This is a genomic window from Streptomyces sp. NBC_01314, assembly GCF_041435215.1.
In the GTDB taxonomy this organism is placed as follows: Bacteria; Actinomycetota; Actinomycetes; order Streptomycetales; family Streptomycetaceae; genus Streptomyces.
Genome location: NZ_CP108394.1, coordinates 6,218,535 through 6,233,994 on the forward strand (window position 1 = coordinate 6,218,535; position 15,460 = coordinate 6,233,994).

Annotated in this window: 13 protein-coding genes; 9 read left to right on the forward strand and 4 right to left on the reverse strand. The window is 71.7% G+C overall.

The window, feature by feature from the left end; all coding sequences use genetic code 11:
• Positions 1-125: 125 nt before the first annotated feature.
• Both OG622_RS27355 and OG622_RS27360 read right to left on the reverse strand, forming a co-directional pair.
• The gene (locus tag OG622_RS27355; RefSeq protein WP_371584234.1) at positions 126-1,493 is read right to left on the reverse strand and encodes an MDMPI N domain containing protein; all 1,368 of its coding nucleotides are present in this window, start codon (positions 1,491-1,493) and stop codon (positions 126-128) included.
• Positions 1,494-1,897: 404 nt separating this feature from the next.
• Entirely contained in the window at positions 1,898-2,479 is a 582-nt protein-coding gene (locus OG622_RS27360) for a sigma-70 family RNA polymerase sigma factor (protein ID WP_371579266.1), read from the reverse strand.
• Between the two features lie 516 nt (positions 2,480-2,995).
• On the opposite strand from OG622_RS27360, the gene OG622_RS27365 reads away from it, so the two are divergent.
• Together OG622_RS27365 and OG622_RS27370 are read left to right on the forward strand one after the other, a co-directional pair.
• Positions 2,996-3,427 (forward strand): STAS domain-containing protein, encoded by a 432-nt coding sequence (locus OG622_RS27365; RefSeq protein WP_371584235.1) that lies wholly within the window; start codon positions 2,996-2,998, stop codon positions 3,425-3,427.
• A gap of 205 nt (positions 3,428-3,632) precedes the next feature.
• The gene (locus OG622_RS27370) at positions 3,633-4,145 is read left to right on the forward strand and encodes an EF-hand domain-containing protein (RefSeq protein ID WP_371579267.1); all 513 of its coding nucleotides are present in this window, start codon (positions 3,633-3,635) and stop codon (positions 4,143-4,145) included.
• Between the two features lie 31 nt (positions 4,146-4,176).
• Here the strand turns inward: OG622_RS27370 and OG622_RS27375 are convergent, their stop codons facing one another.
• A complete protein-coding gene (locus OG622_RS27375) occupies positions 4,177-5,676 on the reverse strand; it encodes a class I adenylate-forming enzyme family protein (protein WP_371579268.1) in 1,500 nt (499 codons plus the stop codon).
• Between the two features lie 272 nt (positions 5,677-5,948).
• Between OG622_RS27375 and OG622_RS27380 the strand changes: the two genes are divergently transcribed.
• The 4 genes from OG622_RS27380 (at position 5,949) to OG622_RS27395 (ending at position 10,409) form a co-directional block, all read left to right on the forward strand.
• Positions 5,949-7,142: an amidohydrolase family protein gene (locus OG622_RS27380; protein ID WP_371579269.1), complete on the forward strand. Its 1,194-nt coding sequence runs from the start codon at positions 5,949-5,951 to the stop codon at positions 7,140-7,142.
• A gap of 27 nt (positions 7,143-7,169) precedes the next feature.
• Positions 7,170-8,300 carry an acyl-CoA dehydrogenase family protein gene (locus OG622_RS27385; RefSeq protein WP_371579270.1) on the forward strand — a complete coding sequence of 377 codons (1,131 nt, stop codon included), beginning with the start codon at positions 7,170-7,172 and terminating at the stop codon, positions 8,298-8,300.
• Between the two features lie 134 nt (positions 8,301-8,434).
• Entirely contained in the window at positions 8,435-9,319 is an 885-nt protein-coding gene (locus OG622_RS27390; protein WP_371579271.1) for an acyl-CoA dehydrogenase family protein, read from the forward strand.
• Positions 9,320-9,848: 529 nt separating this feature from the next.
• Positions 9,849-10,409, forward strand: coding sequence for an ATP-binding protein (locus OG622_RS27395; protein WP_371584236.1), 561 nt, complete (start codon positions 9,849-9,851; stop codon positions 10,407-10,409).
• A gap of 631 nt (positions 10,410-11,040) precedes the next feature.
• Here OG622_RS27395 and OG622_RS27400 read toward each other — a convergent pair.
• On the reverse strand, positions 11,041-11,982 hold the full coding sequence (locus OG622_RS27400) for a cyclase family protein (protein ID WP_371579272.1): 942 nt from the start codon (positions 11,980-11,982) through the stop codon (positions 11,041-11,043).
• 121 nt (positions 11,983-12,103) lie between these two features.
• On the opposite strand from OG622_RS27400, the gene OG622_RS27405 reads away from it, so the two are divergent.
• The 3 genes from OG622_RS27405 (at position 12,104) to OG622_RS27415 (ending at position 15,439) form a co-directional block, all read left to right on the forward strand.
• Positions 12,104-13,015, forward strand: a complete 912-nt coding sequence (locus OG622_RS27405) for an SDR family NAD(P)-dependent oxidoreductase (protein WP_371579273.1) — start codon at positions 12,104-12,106, stop codon at positions 13,013-13,015.
• 145 nt (positions 13,016-13,160) lie between these two features.
• A complete protein-coding gene (locus OG622_RS27410) occupies positions 13,161-14,384 on the forward strand; it encodes an acyl-CoA dehydrogenase family protein (protein WP_371579274.1) in 1,224 nt (407 codons plus the stop codon).
• A gap of 5 nt (positions 14,385-14,389) precedes the next feature.
• Positions 14,390-15,439, forward strand: coding sequence for a Zn-dependent alcohol dehydrogenase (locus tag OG622_RS27415; protein ID WP_371579275.1), 1,050 nt, complete (start codon positions 14,390-14,392; stop codon positions 15,437-15,439).
• Positions 15,440-15,460: the final 21 nt, after the last annotated feature.

Sequence of the window (15,460 nt, forward strand, 5' to 3'; positions counted from 1 at the left end):
CTTGGGGGCGCGCGTGCGGTTGCGTGGCTGTGGCTGTGGCTGTGGCTGTGGCTGAGGCTGAGCGTGGGTCGTGGTCGCCCCCGAGCCCCGCCCGGCGCAACCTCCGGGCCCCAGGCCTCTGGCCCCTACATCCGGCTCAGTGCCGCCGCCGCGAACAGTACGTCCCTGATCGCTTCCCGGTCGCCGCCCCGGCCCGCGGCCGCTTCCTCCGGAGGCACGTGCCCGGCGGCCAGGCGGCAGAATTCGACGCCGTCCAGGGCCACATGGGCCACCTCGTGGTCGGCGGAGCCGAGGGCCGCGGGGGAGTCGAGGGGGATGAGCCACTCGCCGCCGCCTGATCCCTCGATCTCCAGGCGGAGGCTGCGGCCGGGGGTTCCGGCCGGTACGAGGTGGCGGCCGGGCGGGGGCGGGGACGCCAGCCCGGCCCGGCGGCGCTCGGCCAGGGACACGGGCAGCATGCGGGCCGCCAGGTCGATCATGCCGTGCAGATGGCGGCCCGAGGGCGGCTCGTACGGGTAGTCCACCGCCTCCGCGATGTCCTCCGCGTGGATCCAGCACTCGAACGCCCGGTCCAGCATCGCGTCCCGCAGTGGTAGTTCGAAGCCGCCGTACGAGACCGCCAGGTGCCCCGGGGCGTCGGAGTCGTCCGGGTCGCCGCCGCCCGTGAACGACGTCGTGCGGACGATGTCGTGGCTCTGCTGCCGCCAGGGCGCGCGGAGGGCACGGGTGGGCGGGAAGTGGGACGCCTTCCAGTACGCCTCGGTGCGGGCCGTCGGGGTAAGGACGACGGGCTCGTCGCCGCCGGTCTCCAGCAGGCCGAGCGGGTCGTCCAGGCCGATCGCGGCCGCGACCAGCCCGTCGACGGTGAGCAGGTGGGCGATGACCCCGGCGACGGTCGTACGACGGCTCACCGGTCCCACGCCCTCGAACCAGCGCAGCCGTACGGGCGTGTGCCAGTCGGCGCTCCCGATGTCCTGCAGCAACGCGTCCAGCCGGGCCGTCTCCGCGTCGTAAGGGGCGGCCCAGCGCGGTACGGGGATGCGCGGCGGGCGGCGGCCCAGACAGACGTCCAGCACCTGGGTGCGCAGGGCCGGGTCCAGGTCGAGGCTCTCCGCCGGGTGCAGCAGCCCCACGGCCTCCCGCAGCCGCCGCGCCTCGTCCGCGCACGCCCCGCACGCCCCGAGGTGCTCCTCGACGGCCAGCGACTCCTCCGCCGAACACGCCGCCAGCGCCCAGGCCCCGAGCAGCGCCTTGAGCACGCGGTGCTCCAGCACGAGGGGAGGGGGAGGGACGAGAGGGGTGGGAGAGGTGAGAGGGGCCGGAGGGGTGGGGGGCACGGCAGAGGCCGGCGGCACGGGGGGTACGGCCGACTCGGACTCCGCGGGCTCCGGGTCCGCCGATGCCGGCCGCGGCGTCGCTTCGGGGGCGGGCGGGGGCGTGAGGTCGGGCAACGGCAGCCCGGTGTCCTCCACGGAGGAACGCGGCAGCGGTATACGCGGCGGCCTGACCGGCCCGTCGCCGCCGCCGTCCCCAGGGCCATCAGGCCCGGACCCGGACGGTCCACCAGGGCCGTTCCCACCGGACCCGTTCCCACGGCCGCCGTGACCATCCGGGCCGCCGTCACCATTCGGGCCGCCGTCACCGACCGCGGCGTCGTCGCCGGTCGGTGAGTCGTCGGACTCGGGCCCGTCGAATTCGTCCGCCGCGCGGGGATCACCGGCGCCTCGCGCACCGTCCTCGTCCGGGACCCCACTGCTCGACGGCTCCCCGTCCGACGGCTCCCTGGCCGCCGGTACCCGGCCGACGGTCGGTCCTGTGGTGGGGGTGTCGGCGTACTCGTGGGGCTGCCGGCCCTCCGGGTCGTCGTCGTACGCCCCGAACGGGCTCGTTCCGCCGGTCACGCCGTACCTCCGGGTTCGGGCGGGGTGCCGGAGGGGCGGGTGTCGTGGGCGGTGGAGAGGAGCTGGAGGCCGAGGCGGAGGCGGCGGCGGGCCTCGTCCTCGGTGACGCCGAGGTCGGTGGCGGTCTGGCGGTAGTCACGGCGCTGGAAGTACGCCAGGTCCAGCGCGGCCCGCAACGGGGTGGGCATCGCCTGCACTATGTAGTCGGCGCGGGCCGCGACCGACGCGTGCTGGACCTTGCGCTCCAGGTCCTCCGGGGTGCCCTCGCCGCCCCGGGCGAGCGCGGCGGTCTCGGTGGTGCGCAGCCGCTGCACGGCCAGGCGGTGGGTCAGCGCCGCCACCCAGGAACGCAGGGGGCCGTGCTTGGGGTCGTACGCCTCGGGGTTCTCCCAGAGCTGGAGGAACACCTCGCGGGTGATGCCGTCGGCGCCCCGCTCGTCGCCGAGGACGCGGTGGGCGAGCCCGTGCACGAGGGACGCGAACCGGTCGTACAGCTCACCGAGCGCCGCCGCCTCGCCGCGCGCCAGCCGCTGCTGCATCCTGCGGTCCCAGCGGGGCGGTGCGTCCTTCGTCGCCATACAGCCCCCTCACCCTGCTCGTACCCGCGCCGTTCCTGATGGACTCCGTGCCGTGGACCCCGTGTCGGACCCGTGTCGACCCGGTGTCGCTCCGGCCCGTTCGGACCGGTTCCAGCCTGTGTGCACTGCCGTCCCGAATGTAGTCGGCACCGCTGACCGCGCACGCCCCTTTATGGCAATGTGCGCCCCTCGCAAGGCCGGAGGTGGTATGACCGCCGGCGCAAGCCGTTTCCATGCCGCCCACGTGGGCGTCTGCCTGCCGTTCGTATGCTTGTACGACCCCACATGGGGCCTGATCTGCACGTAATCTGACCGCTCAAGACCGTGTCAGCTCCATTTGCGATCAAAATTCGATCATGTGTGACCGTACTAGATGGAAATCGCACCGAAAAGGCCCCTGAAATGGCTCGCTTGCCACGCGCTTTCGGTGAGCCACGGGTGTTTCATGGAACGACGGCGGGGCAGCCGCGCAAGCAGGAAGCGGTGCAGTGGCTTCCGGTTCGGCGACTGAGAGGCATCGCGGTGGCGTTCGAAGTGACCGACGGCGAGCAGAGTGAGCAAGGCGAGCAAGGCGCTCGAAGCGAGTGGGCCGTGCTGCACGTGTCCGGAGAGATGGATCTGGTCACCTCGCCCCAGCTTCGCCAGCGGGTGCACGAGGCGGTGGCCGACGGCCACCGAAGTCTTGTCATCGACCTCTCCGGCGTCGTCTTCTGCGACTCCAGCGGCGTGGGGGTCCTCGTCGCCACCCGCCGCCTCATGCGCTCCTGCCGGGGACGGCTCCGGCTGATCCTCCCCGCCGACGGCCACGCGGGCGGCCCGGCCGAGGGCGCGCACGTCAACCGCGTCCTCGCCGCCCTCGGCGTCCGCCGCCTCTTCGACGTCCACCCCGACGTCCCTTCGGCGGTCGCCCCGGAGTCCGACGACGAGGCCGACCCCCTCTCGGCCTGACCTCTCGGCCTGACCCCCGCACTCTCCCGGTGAGCAGTACGTACATATGAGCCCTCGCACGCGCTGGCGGCCCGGTGGCCACACAGTTGTCCCAGAATTCCCGCAGTCTTGGTACAAGCGCCGCTTTCCCGCTCCGCCCGGGCCCCTGACGTCGTACGCTCCGTCCGAGAAGCACCCACTTGACGTAAGGCGGGCCCGAAGAGACATGGTCAGCAGCGAGTACGAGCGCAGGATCGCCGCCCGGTTCGCCACCTTCGACCAGGACGGCAACGGCTGGATCGACCGCGAGGACTTCAGCGCGGCGAGCAAGGCGGTTCTCAACGAGTTCGGCACCACCGCCCGTTCGGACAAGGGCCAGGCCCTGTACGGCGGCGCCGAGGCCTTCTGGCAGGGTATGGCCGGAATAGCGGACCGGGACGGCGACCAGCGCATCACCCGGGACGAGTTCGTGAACGGCGCGGTCAAGCGGCTGCGCGACAACCCCGACCGTTTCGCCGAGATCGCCCGCCCCTTCCTGCACGCGGCCCTCGCCGTCGCGGACGCCGACGGGGACGGGAAGGCCACGGTCGAGGAGACGGCCCGGGTCCTCATGGCCCTCGGCGCCCCCGAGGAGGTCGCCGCCGCGGCCGCCGCCACCCTCGACACCGACGCCGACGGCAAGGTGGACGAGGTGGAGGTCGTGACCGCGTTCGCGCGCTACTTCACCGTGCCCGAATAGCGACTTGAGCGACCACTGGCCGGTGCGCGGCTCATGAATAGCGTTCGCGCAGCTTGTACTTGAGCACCTTTCGCAGGGTCTCGTTGCGCGGAAGGGCGTCCACCACCTCCACCTGCTCCGGCAGTTTGTGGACGGACAGTCCTTCCGCGCGCAGCCAGTCGGTGACGTCCCCCAGGGTCAGGGGGCCGGCGTCCGGCGGCTGTTCGACCACCGCGCAGACCCGTTCGCCCCGCTCCGCGTCCGGCAGCCCGATCACCGCCGCGTCCCGGACGGCCGGATGCCGGTGCAGCAGGTCCTCTATCTCCTTCGCCGAGATGTTCTCGCCCTTGCGGATGATGACGTCCTTCAGGCGGCCGGTCAGTACCAGGTGACCGCTGTCGGTGACCTGCCCGAGGTCGCCCGTGGCGAAGAACCCGTCCGCGTCGAAGGCCGCCGCCGACTGCGCCGGATCCAGATACCCCCGGCAGACGGCCTCCCCGCGCAACCGCACCTCCCCGTCCTCCGCGATCCGTATCTCCATCCCCGCCGGTGGCCGCCCCTCCGTCGTCGCCAGGTTCTCCACCGAGTCGTCCGGCGCCCCCATCGTGATCATCGGGACCTCCGTCATGCCGTAGCCGTGGGTGAGCTGCACGCCCATCTCCCGTACGACGCAGTGGTAGACCTCGGGCGGCTTCGGGGCCCCGCCGCCCGCGAGCAGCCGCAGGGTGGGAATGACCGGAACGCCGGGCTGTTTGCGCTGCTCGGCGAGGAACATCGAGTAGAACGCCGTCGACCCGCCCGCCACCGTCACCCCGTGCTTGCGGTAGCCCTCCAGCGCGGCCGGCAGCGCGAAGTGCTCGAACAGCACCGCAGGGAAGCCGTACAGCAGGAGCATCACCATGTAGTCCGGGCCGCCGATGTGCGCGTAAGGGAAGGCGATCGAGCCGACGTCGTCCCGGTTGAGCCGGAGCGCGTGGGCGAGGCAGGAACCGCCCGCGATCAGTGAACGGTCCGTGTGGAGGACGCCCTTGGGGTCGGAGGTCGTGCCCGAGGTCCAGTAGATCCAGCGGACGGAGGTGCCGTCGGCCGGCGGGGCGGGGAGCGCCGAAGGGTCGCCGTCCGGGAGGCGGTCGTACGCCTCGAAGACGCCTCGTGCCTCCAGTCGCCGGGCCATCTCCGTGTGGTCGAAGCCCCGCCACTCGCCCGGCACCGCGAAGAACTCCGCCTTGGACTCCCGGAGCGCGAAGCCGACCTCGCGGTCGCGGTAGAAGGGGATGACCGGGGACTGGACGGCGCCGAGGCGGGCCAGGGCGAAGGAGAGCAGGACCGTCTCGATCCGGGTGGGCAGCTGCCAGGCGACGACCGTGCCGGGGCGTACGCCCCTGTCGTACAGCCCGGCCGCCACCCGCTCGGCGCGGGCGCGCAGCTCGCCGAAGCTCAGTGTGCGGTCGTCCTGGAGGAGGACGGGCCGGTCGGGCGTGAGGGCGGCGCGGCGGACGAGGAGCTCCCAGAGGGTGCGGGACTCGCTGAGCGCATGGGCGGTGTCGTTCACTGCGTGGCCCCCTTTTTTGAGGCTCGGTTCGTCTCCGGGGCGCTGCGGCCGGTGTCGGGACCGCGACCGTGCTCGACCCTTCGGGCCTCCGCGCGCTCACGGTCCCGTCCCCGGCGCGCCCCTTCGGCTCACTCGCCTGCTAGCTGACGGCATGTCAGATCGTGGCCAGAGCGTAGGCCGGGGCGGCTTGTCGGTCCAGGGGTGTGCCACTAACCTGCTCACCAAGGATCTGACGGTCCATCAGATAACTGAGGCAACGGAGTGGGGAACCCATGACCGAACTGCCCCGCATCATCAGCGTCGACGACCATGTGATCGAGCCCGCGCACCTCTTCGACACCTGGCTGCCCGAGAAGTACCGCGACCGGGGCCCGAAGCCCCTCACCGCCGGGATCGGCGAGCTCGCGTACGTCGCCGGCAAGTACCGGATCACGATGGACCCGAACGGGCAGCAGACGGACTGGTGGATCTACGAGGACCTGAAGTTCCCGTACAAACGGAACATCGCGGCCGTCGGGTTCGACCGGGACGAGATGACGCTGGAGGGGATCACCCGGGAGGAGATGCGGCGCGGCTGCTGGGACCCGAAGGCGCGGCTGGCGGACATGGACCTCAACCACGTCGAGGCCTCGCTCTGCTTCCCGACCTTCCCCCGCTTCTGCGGGCAGACCTTCGCCGAGGCGCACGACAAGGAAGTCGCCCTGGCCTGCGTGCGCGCGTACAACGACTGGATGGTCGAGGAGTGGTGCGGCGACAGCGGCGGCCGGCTGATCCCGCTCTGCCTGATCCCCCTGTGGGACATCGACCTCGCGGTCGAGGAGATCAGGCGGAACGCCGCCCGGGGCGTCCGGGCCGTCACCTTCTCCGAGATCCCCACCTACCTCGGGCTGCCCTCCATCCACTCCGGCTACTGGGACCCCTTCTTCGCGGTCTGCCAGGAGACGGGGACGGTCGTCAACATGCACATCGGGTCCAGCTCCCAGATGCCGGCCGCCTCCCCCGACGCGCCCCCCGCCGTACAGGCCTCGCTCTCCTTCAACAACGCGATGGCCTCAATGATGGACTTCCTCTTCAGCGGGGTCCTGGTGAAGTTCCCGCGCCTCAAACTCGCCTACAGCGAGGGCCAGATGGGCTGGATCCCGTACGCCCTGGAACGCGCCGACGACGTCTGGGAGGAGCACCGGGCCTGGGGCGGCGTGCGTGACCTGATCCCCGAGCCGCCGTCGACGTACTACTACCGGCAGATGTTCTGCTGCTTCTTCCGCGACAAGCACGGCATCGCCTCGCTGGATGTCGTGGGGCGGGACAACGCGACCTTCGAGACCGACTACCCGCACGTCGACTCGACCTTCCCGCACACCAAGGAAGTCGCCCTCGACCATGTGAAGGGCCTCGACGACGAGACGGTCTACAAGCTCATGCGTGGCAACGCGATCCGGATGCTCGACCTCGACTTCGACAAGTGAGGGGTCTCGGGTGAAGGGGCTCGGCTGATGGATCTCACTCACAGCCCGGCGGAGGAGGAGTTCCGGGCGCGGCTGCGGGAGTGGCTGGCGAAGGTGCTCCCCACGCTGCCGCCGAAGCCGTCGCCCGACGACTGGCCGGGACGGCGCGCGTACGACCTCGGCTGGCAGCGGATGCTGTACGACGCCGGGTACGCCGACGTCCACTGGGACGCCTCGCCGACCATGCGGCTGATCTTCCTGGAGGAGACCGAGAGGGCGGGCGCCCCGTACGTGGGCGCCGGCTTCGTGGGACTGCTGCACGCGGGGCCCACCATCGCGGCCGAGGGCACCGCCGAGCAGCGGGCGCGCTGGCTGCCGCCGATCCTGCGCGGTGAGGAGGTCTGGTGCCAGGGCTTCAGCGAGCCGGACGCCGGGTCCGACCTGGCGGCGCTGCGCACGCGGGCGCGGAGGGACGGCGACGAGTACGTGGTGACGGGGTCGAAGATCTGGACCTCGCACGCCGAAGTCGCCGACTGGTGCGAGCTGTTGGTGCGCACGGACGCGGAGGCGCCGAAGCACCGGGGCATCTCCTGGCTGGCGATGCCCATGGACACGCCCGGCGTGACCGTACGGCCCCTGCGCACCCTCGCCGGCTCCACCGAGTTCGCCGAGGTCTTCCTCGACGAGGTGCGGGTGCCGGTCGCCAACCGGGTGGGGGAGGAGAACGACGGCTGGCGCGTGACCATGGTGACGCTGTCGTTCGAGCGCGGGACCGCGTTCGTGGGTGAAGTGGTGGCGTGCCGACGGGCGTTGGGGGAGGTCGCGCGGGAGGCGCGGGCGAACGGGCGCTGGGACGACTCCGTCGTGCGGCGGCGGCTGGGGCGGCTGAACGCGGAGTTCCGGACGCTGTGGCGGCTCACGCAGTGGAACGTGAGCGCGGCGGAGTCCTCCGGAGGGGTGCCGGGGGTGGGGGGTTCGGTTTTCAAACTGAGGTACTCGCGCGCGCGGCAGGAGTTGTACGACGTGGCGGCGGATGTCCTGGGGCCCGACGCGCTCGATCTCGGGCGGGGATGGGTTCTTGATCGGCTCAGTTCGTTGTCGTACACGATCGCCGCGGGGACGTCCGAGATTCAGCGGAACATCGTGGGTGAGCGGATCTTGGGGTTGCCGAAGGGGTGACGTGGGGTTCGGGGGCGCCTCATGGGTGGGGGTGTTGTGGGTGTCCGGCCGCGGGTTGTTCCTGGCTGGTCGCGCGATTCCCCGCGCCCCTGAGAAGCAGGTCGTGCTCGGTGTTGACGAGGGGCTGTTGGCGTATGCGGTTTCAACTCACTGAGGATCAGCGGGCCTTGCGGGACGGCGTACGGGGCCTGTTGGCGCGGCGCTTCGGCGCGGAGGCGTTGCGGGCGGCCGTCGACCGGCCCGGACTGGACCGGGGGCTCTGGCGGGAGCTGGGTGCGGCGGGGTTCTTCTCGCTCTGTCTGTCCGAGGCGGAGGGCGGGGTCGGACTCGGGCTGCCGGAGGCGGTGCTGGTGTTCGAGGAGGCCGGGCGGGCGCTGTTGCCGGGGCCGCTGGTGGCCACGCACCTCGCGGCGGGGGAGATACCGGGGGCGGCGACCGGGGAGGTCGTCGTGACCGCCGTCGGGGGTGGGGGACTGGTGGAGTGGCTGGACGAGGCGGACGTGGTGGTGGGGGAGGCCGGCGAGGCCGTGGAGCTGCGGTCCGTCGATCCGTTGACGCCGCTGCACCGGGTGCCGGGGGCCGACTCCTCCGTCCGCCCTGATGATCTCTTCGTGCTGCTCACAGCCGCCGAGCAGTTGGGGACGGCGGTTCGGGCCTGCGAGGCCGCGGTGCAACACGCCCGGACACGGGAGCAGTTCGGTCGACCGGTCGGGGCCTTCCAGGCGGTCAAGCATTTGTGCGCCGAACTGTTGGTGCGGGTGGAGGTGGCGCGGGCGGCGGTGTACGCGGCGGCTGTGACCGCCGATCCCGTGGACATCGCGGCTGCCCGGCTGCTCGCCGACGAGGCGGCGGTGCGCGGGGCCCGCGACTGTCTCCAGGTGCACGGCGGCATGGGGTTCACCTGGGAGGCCGACGTACATCTGTGTCTGAAGCGGGCGTGGGTACGGGCGGAACGTGGCGGATCGATCACGCAGAGTGAGGAGTTGTTGGCGGGAGAACTGCTGATCGAGGCGGGTTGACCGCGCTGACCAGGAGAGGAACGGAAATGTGTGGCAGGGTCCCGGCTGAATGTCGCGGAACGTGGCATACCGGAATTACCGAGCGTTGATACCGGGTTGTGTCCTAGGTGTGACTTGTCACGGCCTGGAGTCGGAGTCCCGCTCCGGTACCTTCTGGTGGATGCGAGTGGTTCCGAGGTCGAGCCGAGCCGGTGTTGCCCCTGTGGCGGCCCCGGATCCGGCGGTGCGCGGCGCTCGTGAAGTGGGCCGGAGTCCCGTCGCTCCGGTCTGTTCGACTCCCCGCGACGAGCGTCGCACAGTATGCCGTATGCGTACTCCTTCGCGCTGGAATATGCCCGAAGCGCTTGTTGGGGTGACTGTACGTCAACCATGCTGTCTTGTAAGGGGATCACGTTCCGTGATCCCGGTGCCGACGGTGTCGATGACGGTGGCGTCGGCCAGGCAGCAGATGACCACGATCGTGGCCCCTGAGGGGCGTGCGGCGATGTGTCCGCCGGTTCGGATGGTGTGAGCGGTGCAGGTGCTTCAAGTGCAGCTGGAGATCCGGCCCGACCCCACAGAGGTGGGTCGCGCACGGAGATGGGCCCGTTCACGGCTCGCCGGGTCCGGGATAGGAGACGACGAGCCACTCGCCGAGACGCTGATCCTCCTCGTCTCCGAGCTGGTCACCAACGCGGTTGTCCACACCGGCCGTCCGGCCGTGCTGCGGCTGCTGCTGTCCTGCCTTCGTGACGGTGCGATCGGCATGGTCCGCCTCGAGGTCGCCGACACCAGCGCGTGTCCGCCGACGCCGCGGTGCGCCGACGGCGACGAGACGGGCGGGCGAGGCCTCGCCCTCGTCGAGGTCCTCGCGGACCGCTGGGGCTGGTCCTACGAGGGTGTCGGCAAACGCATCTGGTGCGAGCTCGACCGGGTGGTGCCCGGGGTGACCGGCGCGGTGGGTGTCTCGGGGGCGTCGGGTGGCGCGCCGGGTGCGGGGAACGGCGTCGTGACACCGGCGGTCTACCCGGCGTGCGGTGCGGTGACCGGGGTCGCCGCGGTCGCCCGGGAGAGCCTGGCGCGCGAGGGATTGGCGTACGAGTCGGTCTAGGACCGGAGTTCCCGGCGGGCCGGAGGTGCGGCGGGCCGGGAGTCGGTTCCGCTGCTCGGCGGCGACGAGGTGCCGCCGCGCCCACCCCTGCCGCCCCAGCGGCGTGATTGCCCTCAGCCGGCGCTGAGGGCGGCGCCGGGGTGCGCTCCTTCAGCGGCGCGGGGAACCGCGCGATCAGCCGCGTACGGCCTGGGGGCGCACGACATCGCGTACCTCCGACGCAGGGGCGCACAGCCGGGCGGGATTCGCGCCGCACGAGCCTGCGCGCGAGCGCACGGCGTTGGACGGGCGGCCGGTGGTGGCCGAACCGCGCGCCGGGACGTGCTTCCGTACGCACCGCCGCGACGACGGTTTCGCCTGACTGGTCCCCGAACGGGTGTTGACGTGTCGTGTCCGTTTGATCACGCTTGTGTTCAGCGATTCGCCGCGAGGGGACGACGAGGGTTTCGATGACGGAAGCCCTCGACGAGCGTGGGTCGCGTTTCGGCGTCGACTCCCGACAGGGCCCGCAGGGCGGGGCGGGGTGCGGGGGTGCGTCGAAGCCGGATGGTGGCGCGCGGTGCCGTGCTCGGGGCGGGCGACGGCGCGCCGCCGCCGGCCGACTCGGTGCCCTCGGGGGCCCTCAGGGGGCCTACAGGATGGCGATCGGTGCCACCGGTGTGCCCGTGGCGCCGACGAACGGCTCGGGCATGGCCGAGAGCAGGAAGTCGTACCGCCCAAGTTTTCCACAGGCTGTGGACAACTCTTCGAGATTCCAGTTCTGTCCCTGCGGCATGCCCATCTCGACCAGGTCGAGCGCGTGCACCGGCAGCCACAGGTCCTCGATCTCCGGCGGGAAGATCTCGAACGTCAGGGTGTCATTGGCGACGGCCGCGACATCACGCGCGTGGAACCACTCCGGGGTGCGGAGCGAGAGCCCCGGCGACGGGAACGCGTACGCGTGCTTGTCGCCGGTGAGGTAGGTCCGGATCTGCCCGGTGCGGACGAGGACGATGTCACCCGCGCGGACCCGGGTGCCCGCCAACTCCTCGGCCGCGTCCAGGTCTTCGGGGGTGACCGCGTGGTTGCCGGGGAGGCGGTCGTCGCCGAGGCCCAGGGCGCGCGGGATGTCCAGAAGGACGCCGCGCGAGACGATGTGCCGCGCCTTGTCGATGCCGGCGAAGGCCGCGCCGCCGTGCGGGGTGATGGTGGCGGCCGGGCGGCCGTTGTAGATCCGGCCCGAGTGCGAGACATGCGTGAGCGCGTCCCAGTGGGTCGCCGCCTGGAGCCCCATCGTCACCGCGTCGTCGCTGCACGCGACCGTGCCCGGACCGAAGATCTCCTGGTTGATCTGCACCATCGCGTGCAGCGGGTTCACCCTGCCCGGCATCATCCCCGTCTGCACGCCGTCCTGTTGGAGGGGCAGCGCGAGCGGCACGCGGCGACCGGAGCGGACCGAGGCGGCGGCCTCCCGCACGACCTCGTCGGTGATCAGGTTGAGGGTGCCGATCTCGTCGTCCGCCCCCCAACGCCCCCAGTTGTTCACGCGCTTGGCGATCTCCGTGAACGCTGCGAACTCCGTGGGTGATGACATCGGGCCTCCCCGGGGCTTGTGGTGGCGTATCCGACGGGTCGTAGAATCGCCGTGCGGGGCGAATCTAACGACCCGTCAGCTAACGGTCCGTCAGAAACTGCGATGAGGGGAAGGGGCCGGGGTGGGAAACTTCTTGGCAGGCAAGGTCGTCGCCGTCACCGGAGCGGGGCGGGGGATCGGCCGTGCGGTCGCTCTCGGCGCCGCCGCCGAGGGCGCGCGGGTCGTCGTCAACGACTACGGCGTCTCCGTGGACGGCTCCGAACCCACCAGTTCCGTCGCCGAGACCGTCGTCAAGGAGATCGAGGCGGCCGGGGGCGAGGCGGTCGCCGTCGCCGACGACATCTCCACGATGGCCGGCGGACAGCGGGTCGTGGACGCGGCGGTCGAGACGTACGGGCGGATCGACGGGGTCGTGTGCGTCGCCGGGATCCTGCGGGAGCGGATGCTGTTCAACATGGCCGAGGACGAGTGGGATCCGGTGATCGCCACGCATCTGAAGGGCACGTTCACGGTGTTCCGGGCCGCGTCCGCCATCATGCGGAAGCAGCGGGCGGGGACCCTGATCGGGTTCACGAGCGGCAACCACCAGGGGTCCGTCTCCCAGGCCAACTACAGCGCGGCCAAGGGCGGGATCATCTCGCTGGTGCGCAGCGCCGCGCTGGGCCTGCACCGGTACGGGGTGACCGCGAACGCGGTGGCGCCCGTCGCGCGTACGCGGATGTCCGCCGGTGTCCCGATGGAGCTGACCGAGATCGGTGAGCCGGAGGATGTGGCCGCGTTCGTGGTGTATCTGCTGTCGGACCGGGCTCGGGAGGAGCGGATCACGGGGCAGGTGTACACGGTCGCCGGGCCGAAGATCGCGGTGTGGGCGCAGCCGCGGGAGCTGCGCTCGGCGTACGCGGAGGAGGGCTGGACGCCGGAGAGGATCGCGGAGGTTCTGCCGGGGGCGGTGGGGGTGGACCCGATGCCGATGCTGGAGCGGGTGGAGGGGATGGCGCGGGCGGCGGCGACTGGGGAGCGGCCGAACGCCTAAGAGGGTGGGTGTTTCGGTTCGTTGGCGGGTGGGGTGGTGTGTGGTTGCTCGCGCAGTTCCTCGCAGCCCCTGAAAGGCAGGGGCTGCGCCCCGTGAACCGCGCGACCAGCCCCCACTCACCTGCAGCCGACAAACGGGAGGTGGCATGGACTTCGGGTTCAGTGACGAGGACGAGGCGTTCCGGGCGGACGTGCGGGTGTGGCTGGGGGCGCACGCCGGGGTGCGGGAGGACCGGCGGGCCTGGGAACGGACCCTCGGAGCCGCCGGGTGGATCGGGCTCGGGTGGGGTGAGGGGGGTTACGGGAATCGGACCGCCTCGCTCACTCAGCAGGTCGTGTGGGCCGAGGAGTACGCCCGGGCCGGGCTGCCCGCGCGGTCGGGGCACATCGGCGAGAAGCTGTTGGCGCCGACCCTGATCGCGTACGGAAGCGCGGAGCAGAAGCGGCGGTTCCTGCCGGCGGTCGCGCGCGGCGACGAACTCTGGTGCCAGGGCTACAGCGAACCCGGTGCCGGGTCGGATCTCGCCGGGGTGCGGACGAGGGCGGAGTGTGCGGGGGACGGGTCGTACCGGATCACCGGGCAGAAGATCTGGACCTCGCTGGCCCATGAGGCCGATTGGTGCTTCGTGCTGGCCCGTACCGAGGCGGGGTCCGCACGCCACCACGGGCTGTCGCTGCTGCTCGTGCCCATGGACCAGCCGGGGCGGATCGAGGTGCGCCCGATCCGGCAGATGACGGGCACGAGCGAGTTCAACGAGGTGTTCTTCGACGGGGCGCACGCCCGCGCGGAGCACGTCGTCGGGGGCGAGGGGAACGGCTGGCGGGTCGCCATGGGTCTCCTCGGCTTCGAGCGGGGGGTGTCGACCCTCGCCCAGCAGATCGGGTTCGAGCAGGAGTTGGGGGACGTCGTACGGGCTGCCGTGGACAGCGGGGCGGTTGACGATCCCGTCGTACGCGACCGTCTCGTACGGCAGTGGGCCGAGCTGCGGGTGATGCGGTGGAACGCCCTGCGGACACTGGGAGGTCCGGAGGGTGGTCCGGGGTCCGGCTCGGGGTCTGGGTCTGGGTCCGGGTCTGGGTCCGGCTCGGGGGGCGGGGGCGCGGAGGCCGGCGCGCCGAGTGTGGCCAAGTTGCTGTGGGGGCGGTGGCATCGGCGGCTCGGGGAGCTGGCCATGGAGGTGCGGGGCGCGGGGGCGGTGGTGGGGCCGCGCGAGTGGTCGGCGCAGGAGCCGTACGAACTGGAGCCGTTCCAGCAACTGTTCCTGTTCAGCCGGGCCGACACCATCTACGGCGGTTCGGACGAGGTGCAGCGCACGATCATCGCCGAGCGGGTGCTCGGTCTGCCGAGGGAGCCGAGAGGCGAGGGGTGAAGACCATGCGCGGAGTGGTGTTCGACGGGAAGCGGGCCGAGGTCGTCGACGATCTGGTCGTGCGGGAGCCGGGGCCCGGTGAGGTGCTGGTGGCCGTCTCGGCCGCCGGGCTCTGCCACAGCGACCTGTCGGTGGTGGACGGGACGATTCCGTTTCCGGTTCCGGTGGTGTTGGGACACGAGGGTGCGGGGGTCGTCGAAGCGGTGGGCGCGGGGGTCGGGCATGTCCGGTCAGGGGACCATGTGGCCCTGTCCACCCTCGCCAACTGCGGGGCCTGCGCCGACTGCGACCGGGGGCGGCCGACCATGTGCCGTAGGGCGATCGGGCGGCCCACACGGCCGTTCTCGCGGGGCGGGCGGGAGCTGTTCCAGTTCGCCGCGAACTCCGCCTTCGCGGAGAAGACCGTGGTCAAGGCCGTGCAGGCCGTACGGATACCGAAGGACGTCCCGCTGACCTCCGCCGCGCTGATCGGGTGCGGGGTGCTGACCGGCGTGGGTGCGGTCCTCAACCGGGCGCGCGTCGACCGGGGGGACGGTGTCGTCGTGATCGGGGCCGGGGGGATCGGGCTCAACGTCGTCCAGGGCGCGCGGATCGCGGGGGCGACGCGGATCGTCGCCGTGGACGCCAATCCGGAGAAGGAGGCGGTGGCGCGGCGGTTCGGGGCCACGCACTTCCTCACCTCCGTGGACGGCGTACGGGACATCCTCCCCACGGGCGCCGACCACGCCTTCGAGTGCGTCGGCCGCGTCGAACTCATCCGCCAGGCCGTCGACCTGCTGGACCGGCACGGCCAGGCGGTACTGCTGGGGGTACCGGCCGCGACCGCCGAGGCGTCCTTCCTCGTCTCCTCCCTCTACCTGGACAAGTCGATCCTGGGATGCCGCTACGGCTCCTCGCGACCGCAGCGGGACATCGCGCTCTACGCCGAGCTGTACCGGGAGGGCCGCCTTCTCCTGGACGAGCTGGTCACGGCCACGTATCCGGTGGAGGACTTCGCGAAGGCGGCGGAGGACGCGGGAGAGGGGCGGGTGGCGAGGGCGGTGCTCACCTTCTAGACCACCGGTTCTGGACCACCG

Excerpts from the sequence above, each read along its gene's own strand:
- OG622_RS27400 (WP_371579272.1), bottom strand. The coding sequence starts at position 11,982 with ATGTCATCACCCACGGAGTTCGCAGCGTTCACGGAGATCGCCAAGCGC.
- OG622_RS27390 (WP_371579271.1), top strand. The coding sequence starts at position 8,435 with ATGCGGTTTCAACTCACTGAGGATCAGCGGGCCTTGCGGGACGGCGTA.
- OG622_RS27415 (WP_371579275.1), top strand. The coding sequence starts at position 14,390 with ATGCGCGGAGTGGTGTTCGACGGGAAGCGGGCCGAGGTCGTCGACGAT.
- OG622_RS27370 (WP_371579267.1), top strand. The coding sequence starts at position 3,633 with ATGGTCAGCAGCGAGTACGAGCGCAGGATCGCCGCCCGGTTCGCCACC.
- OG622_RS27410 (WP_371579274.1), top strand. The coding sequence starts at position 13,161 with ATGGACTTCGGGTTCAGTGACGAGGACGAGGCGTTCCGGGCGGACGTG.
- OG622_RS27380 (WP_371579269.1), top strand. The coding sequence starts at position 5,949 with ATGACCGAACTGCCCCGCATCATCAGCGTCGACGACCATGTGATCGAG.
- OG622_RS27385 (WP_371579270.1), top strand. The coding sequence starts at position 7,170 with ATGGATCTCACTCACAGCCCGGCGGAGGAGGAGTTCCGGGCGCGGCTG.
- OG622_RS27360 (WP_371579266.1), bottom strand. The coding sequence starts at position 2,479 with ATGGCGACGAAGGACGCACCGCCCCGCTGGGACCGCAGGATGCAGCAG.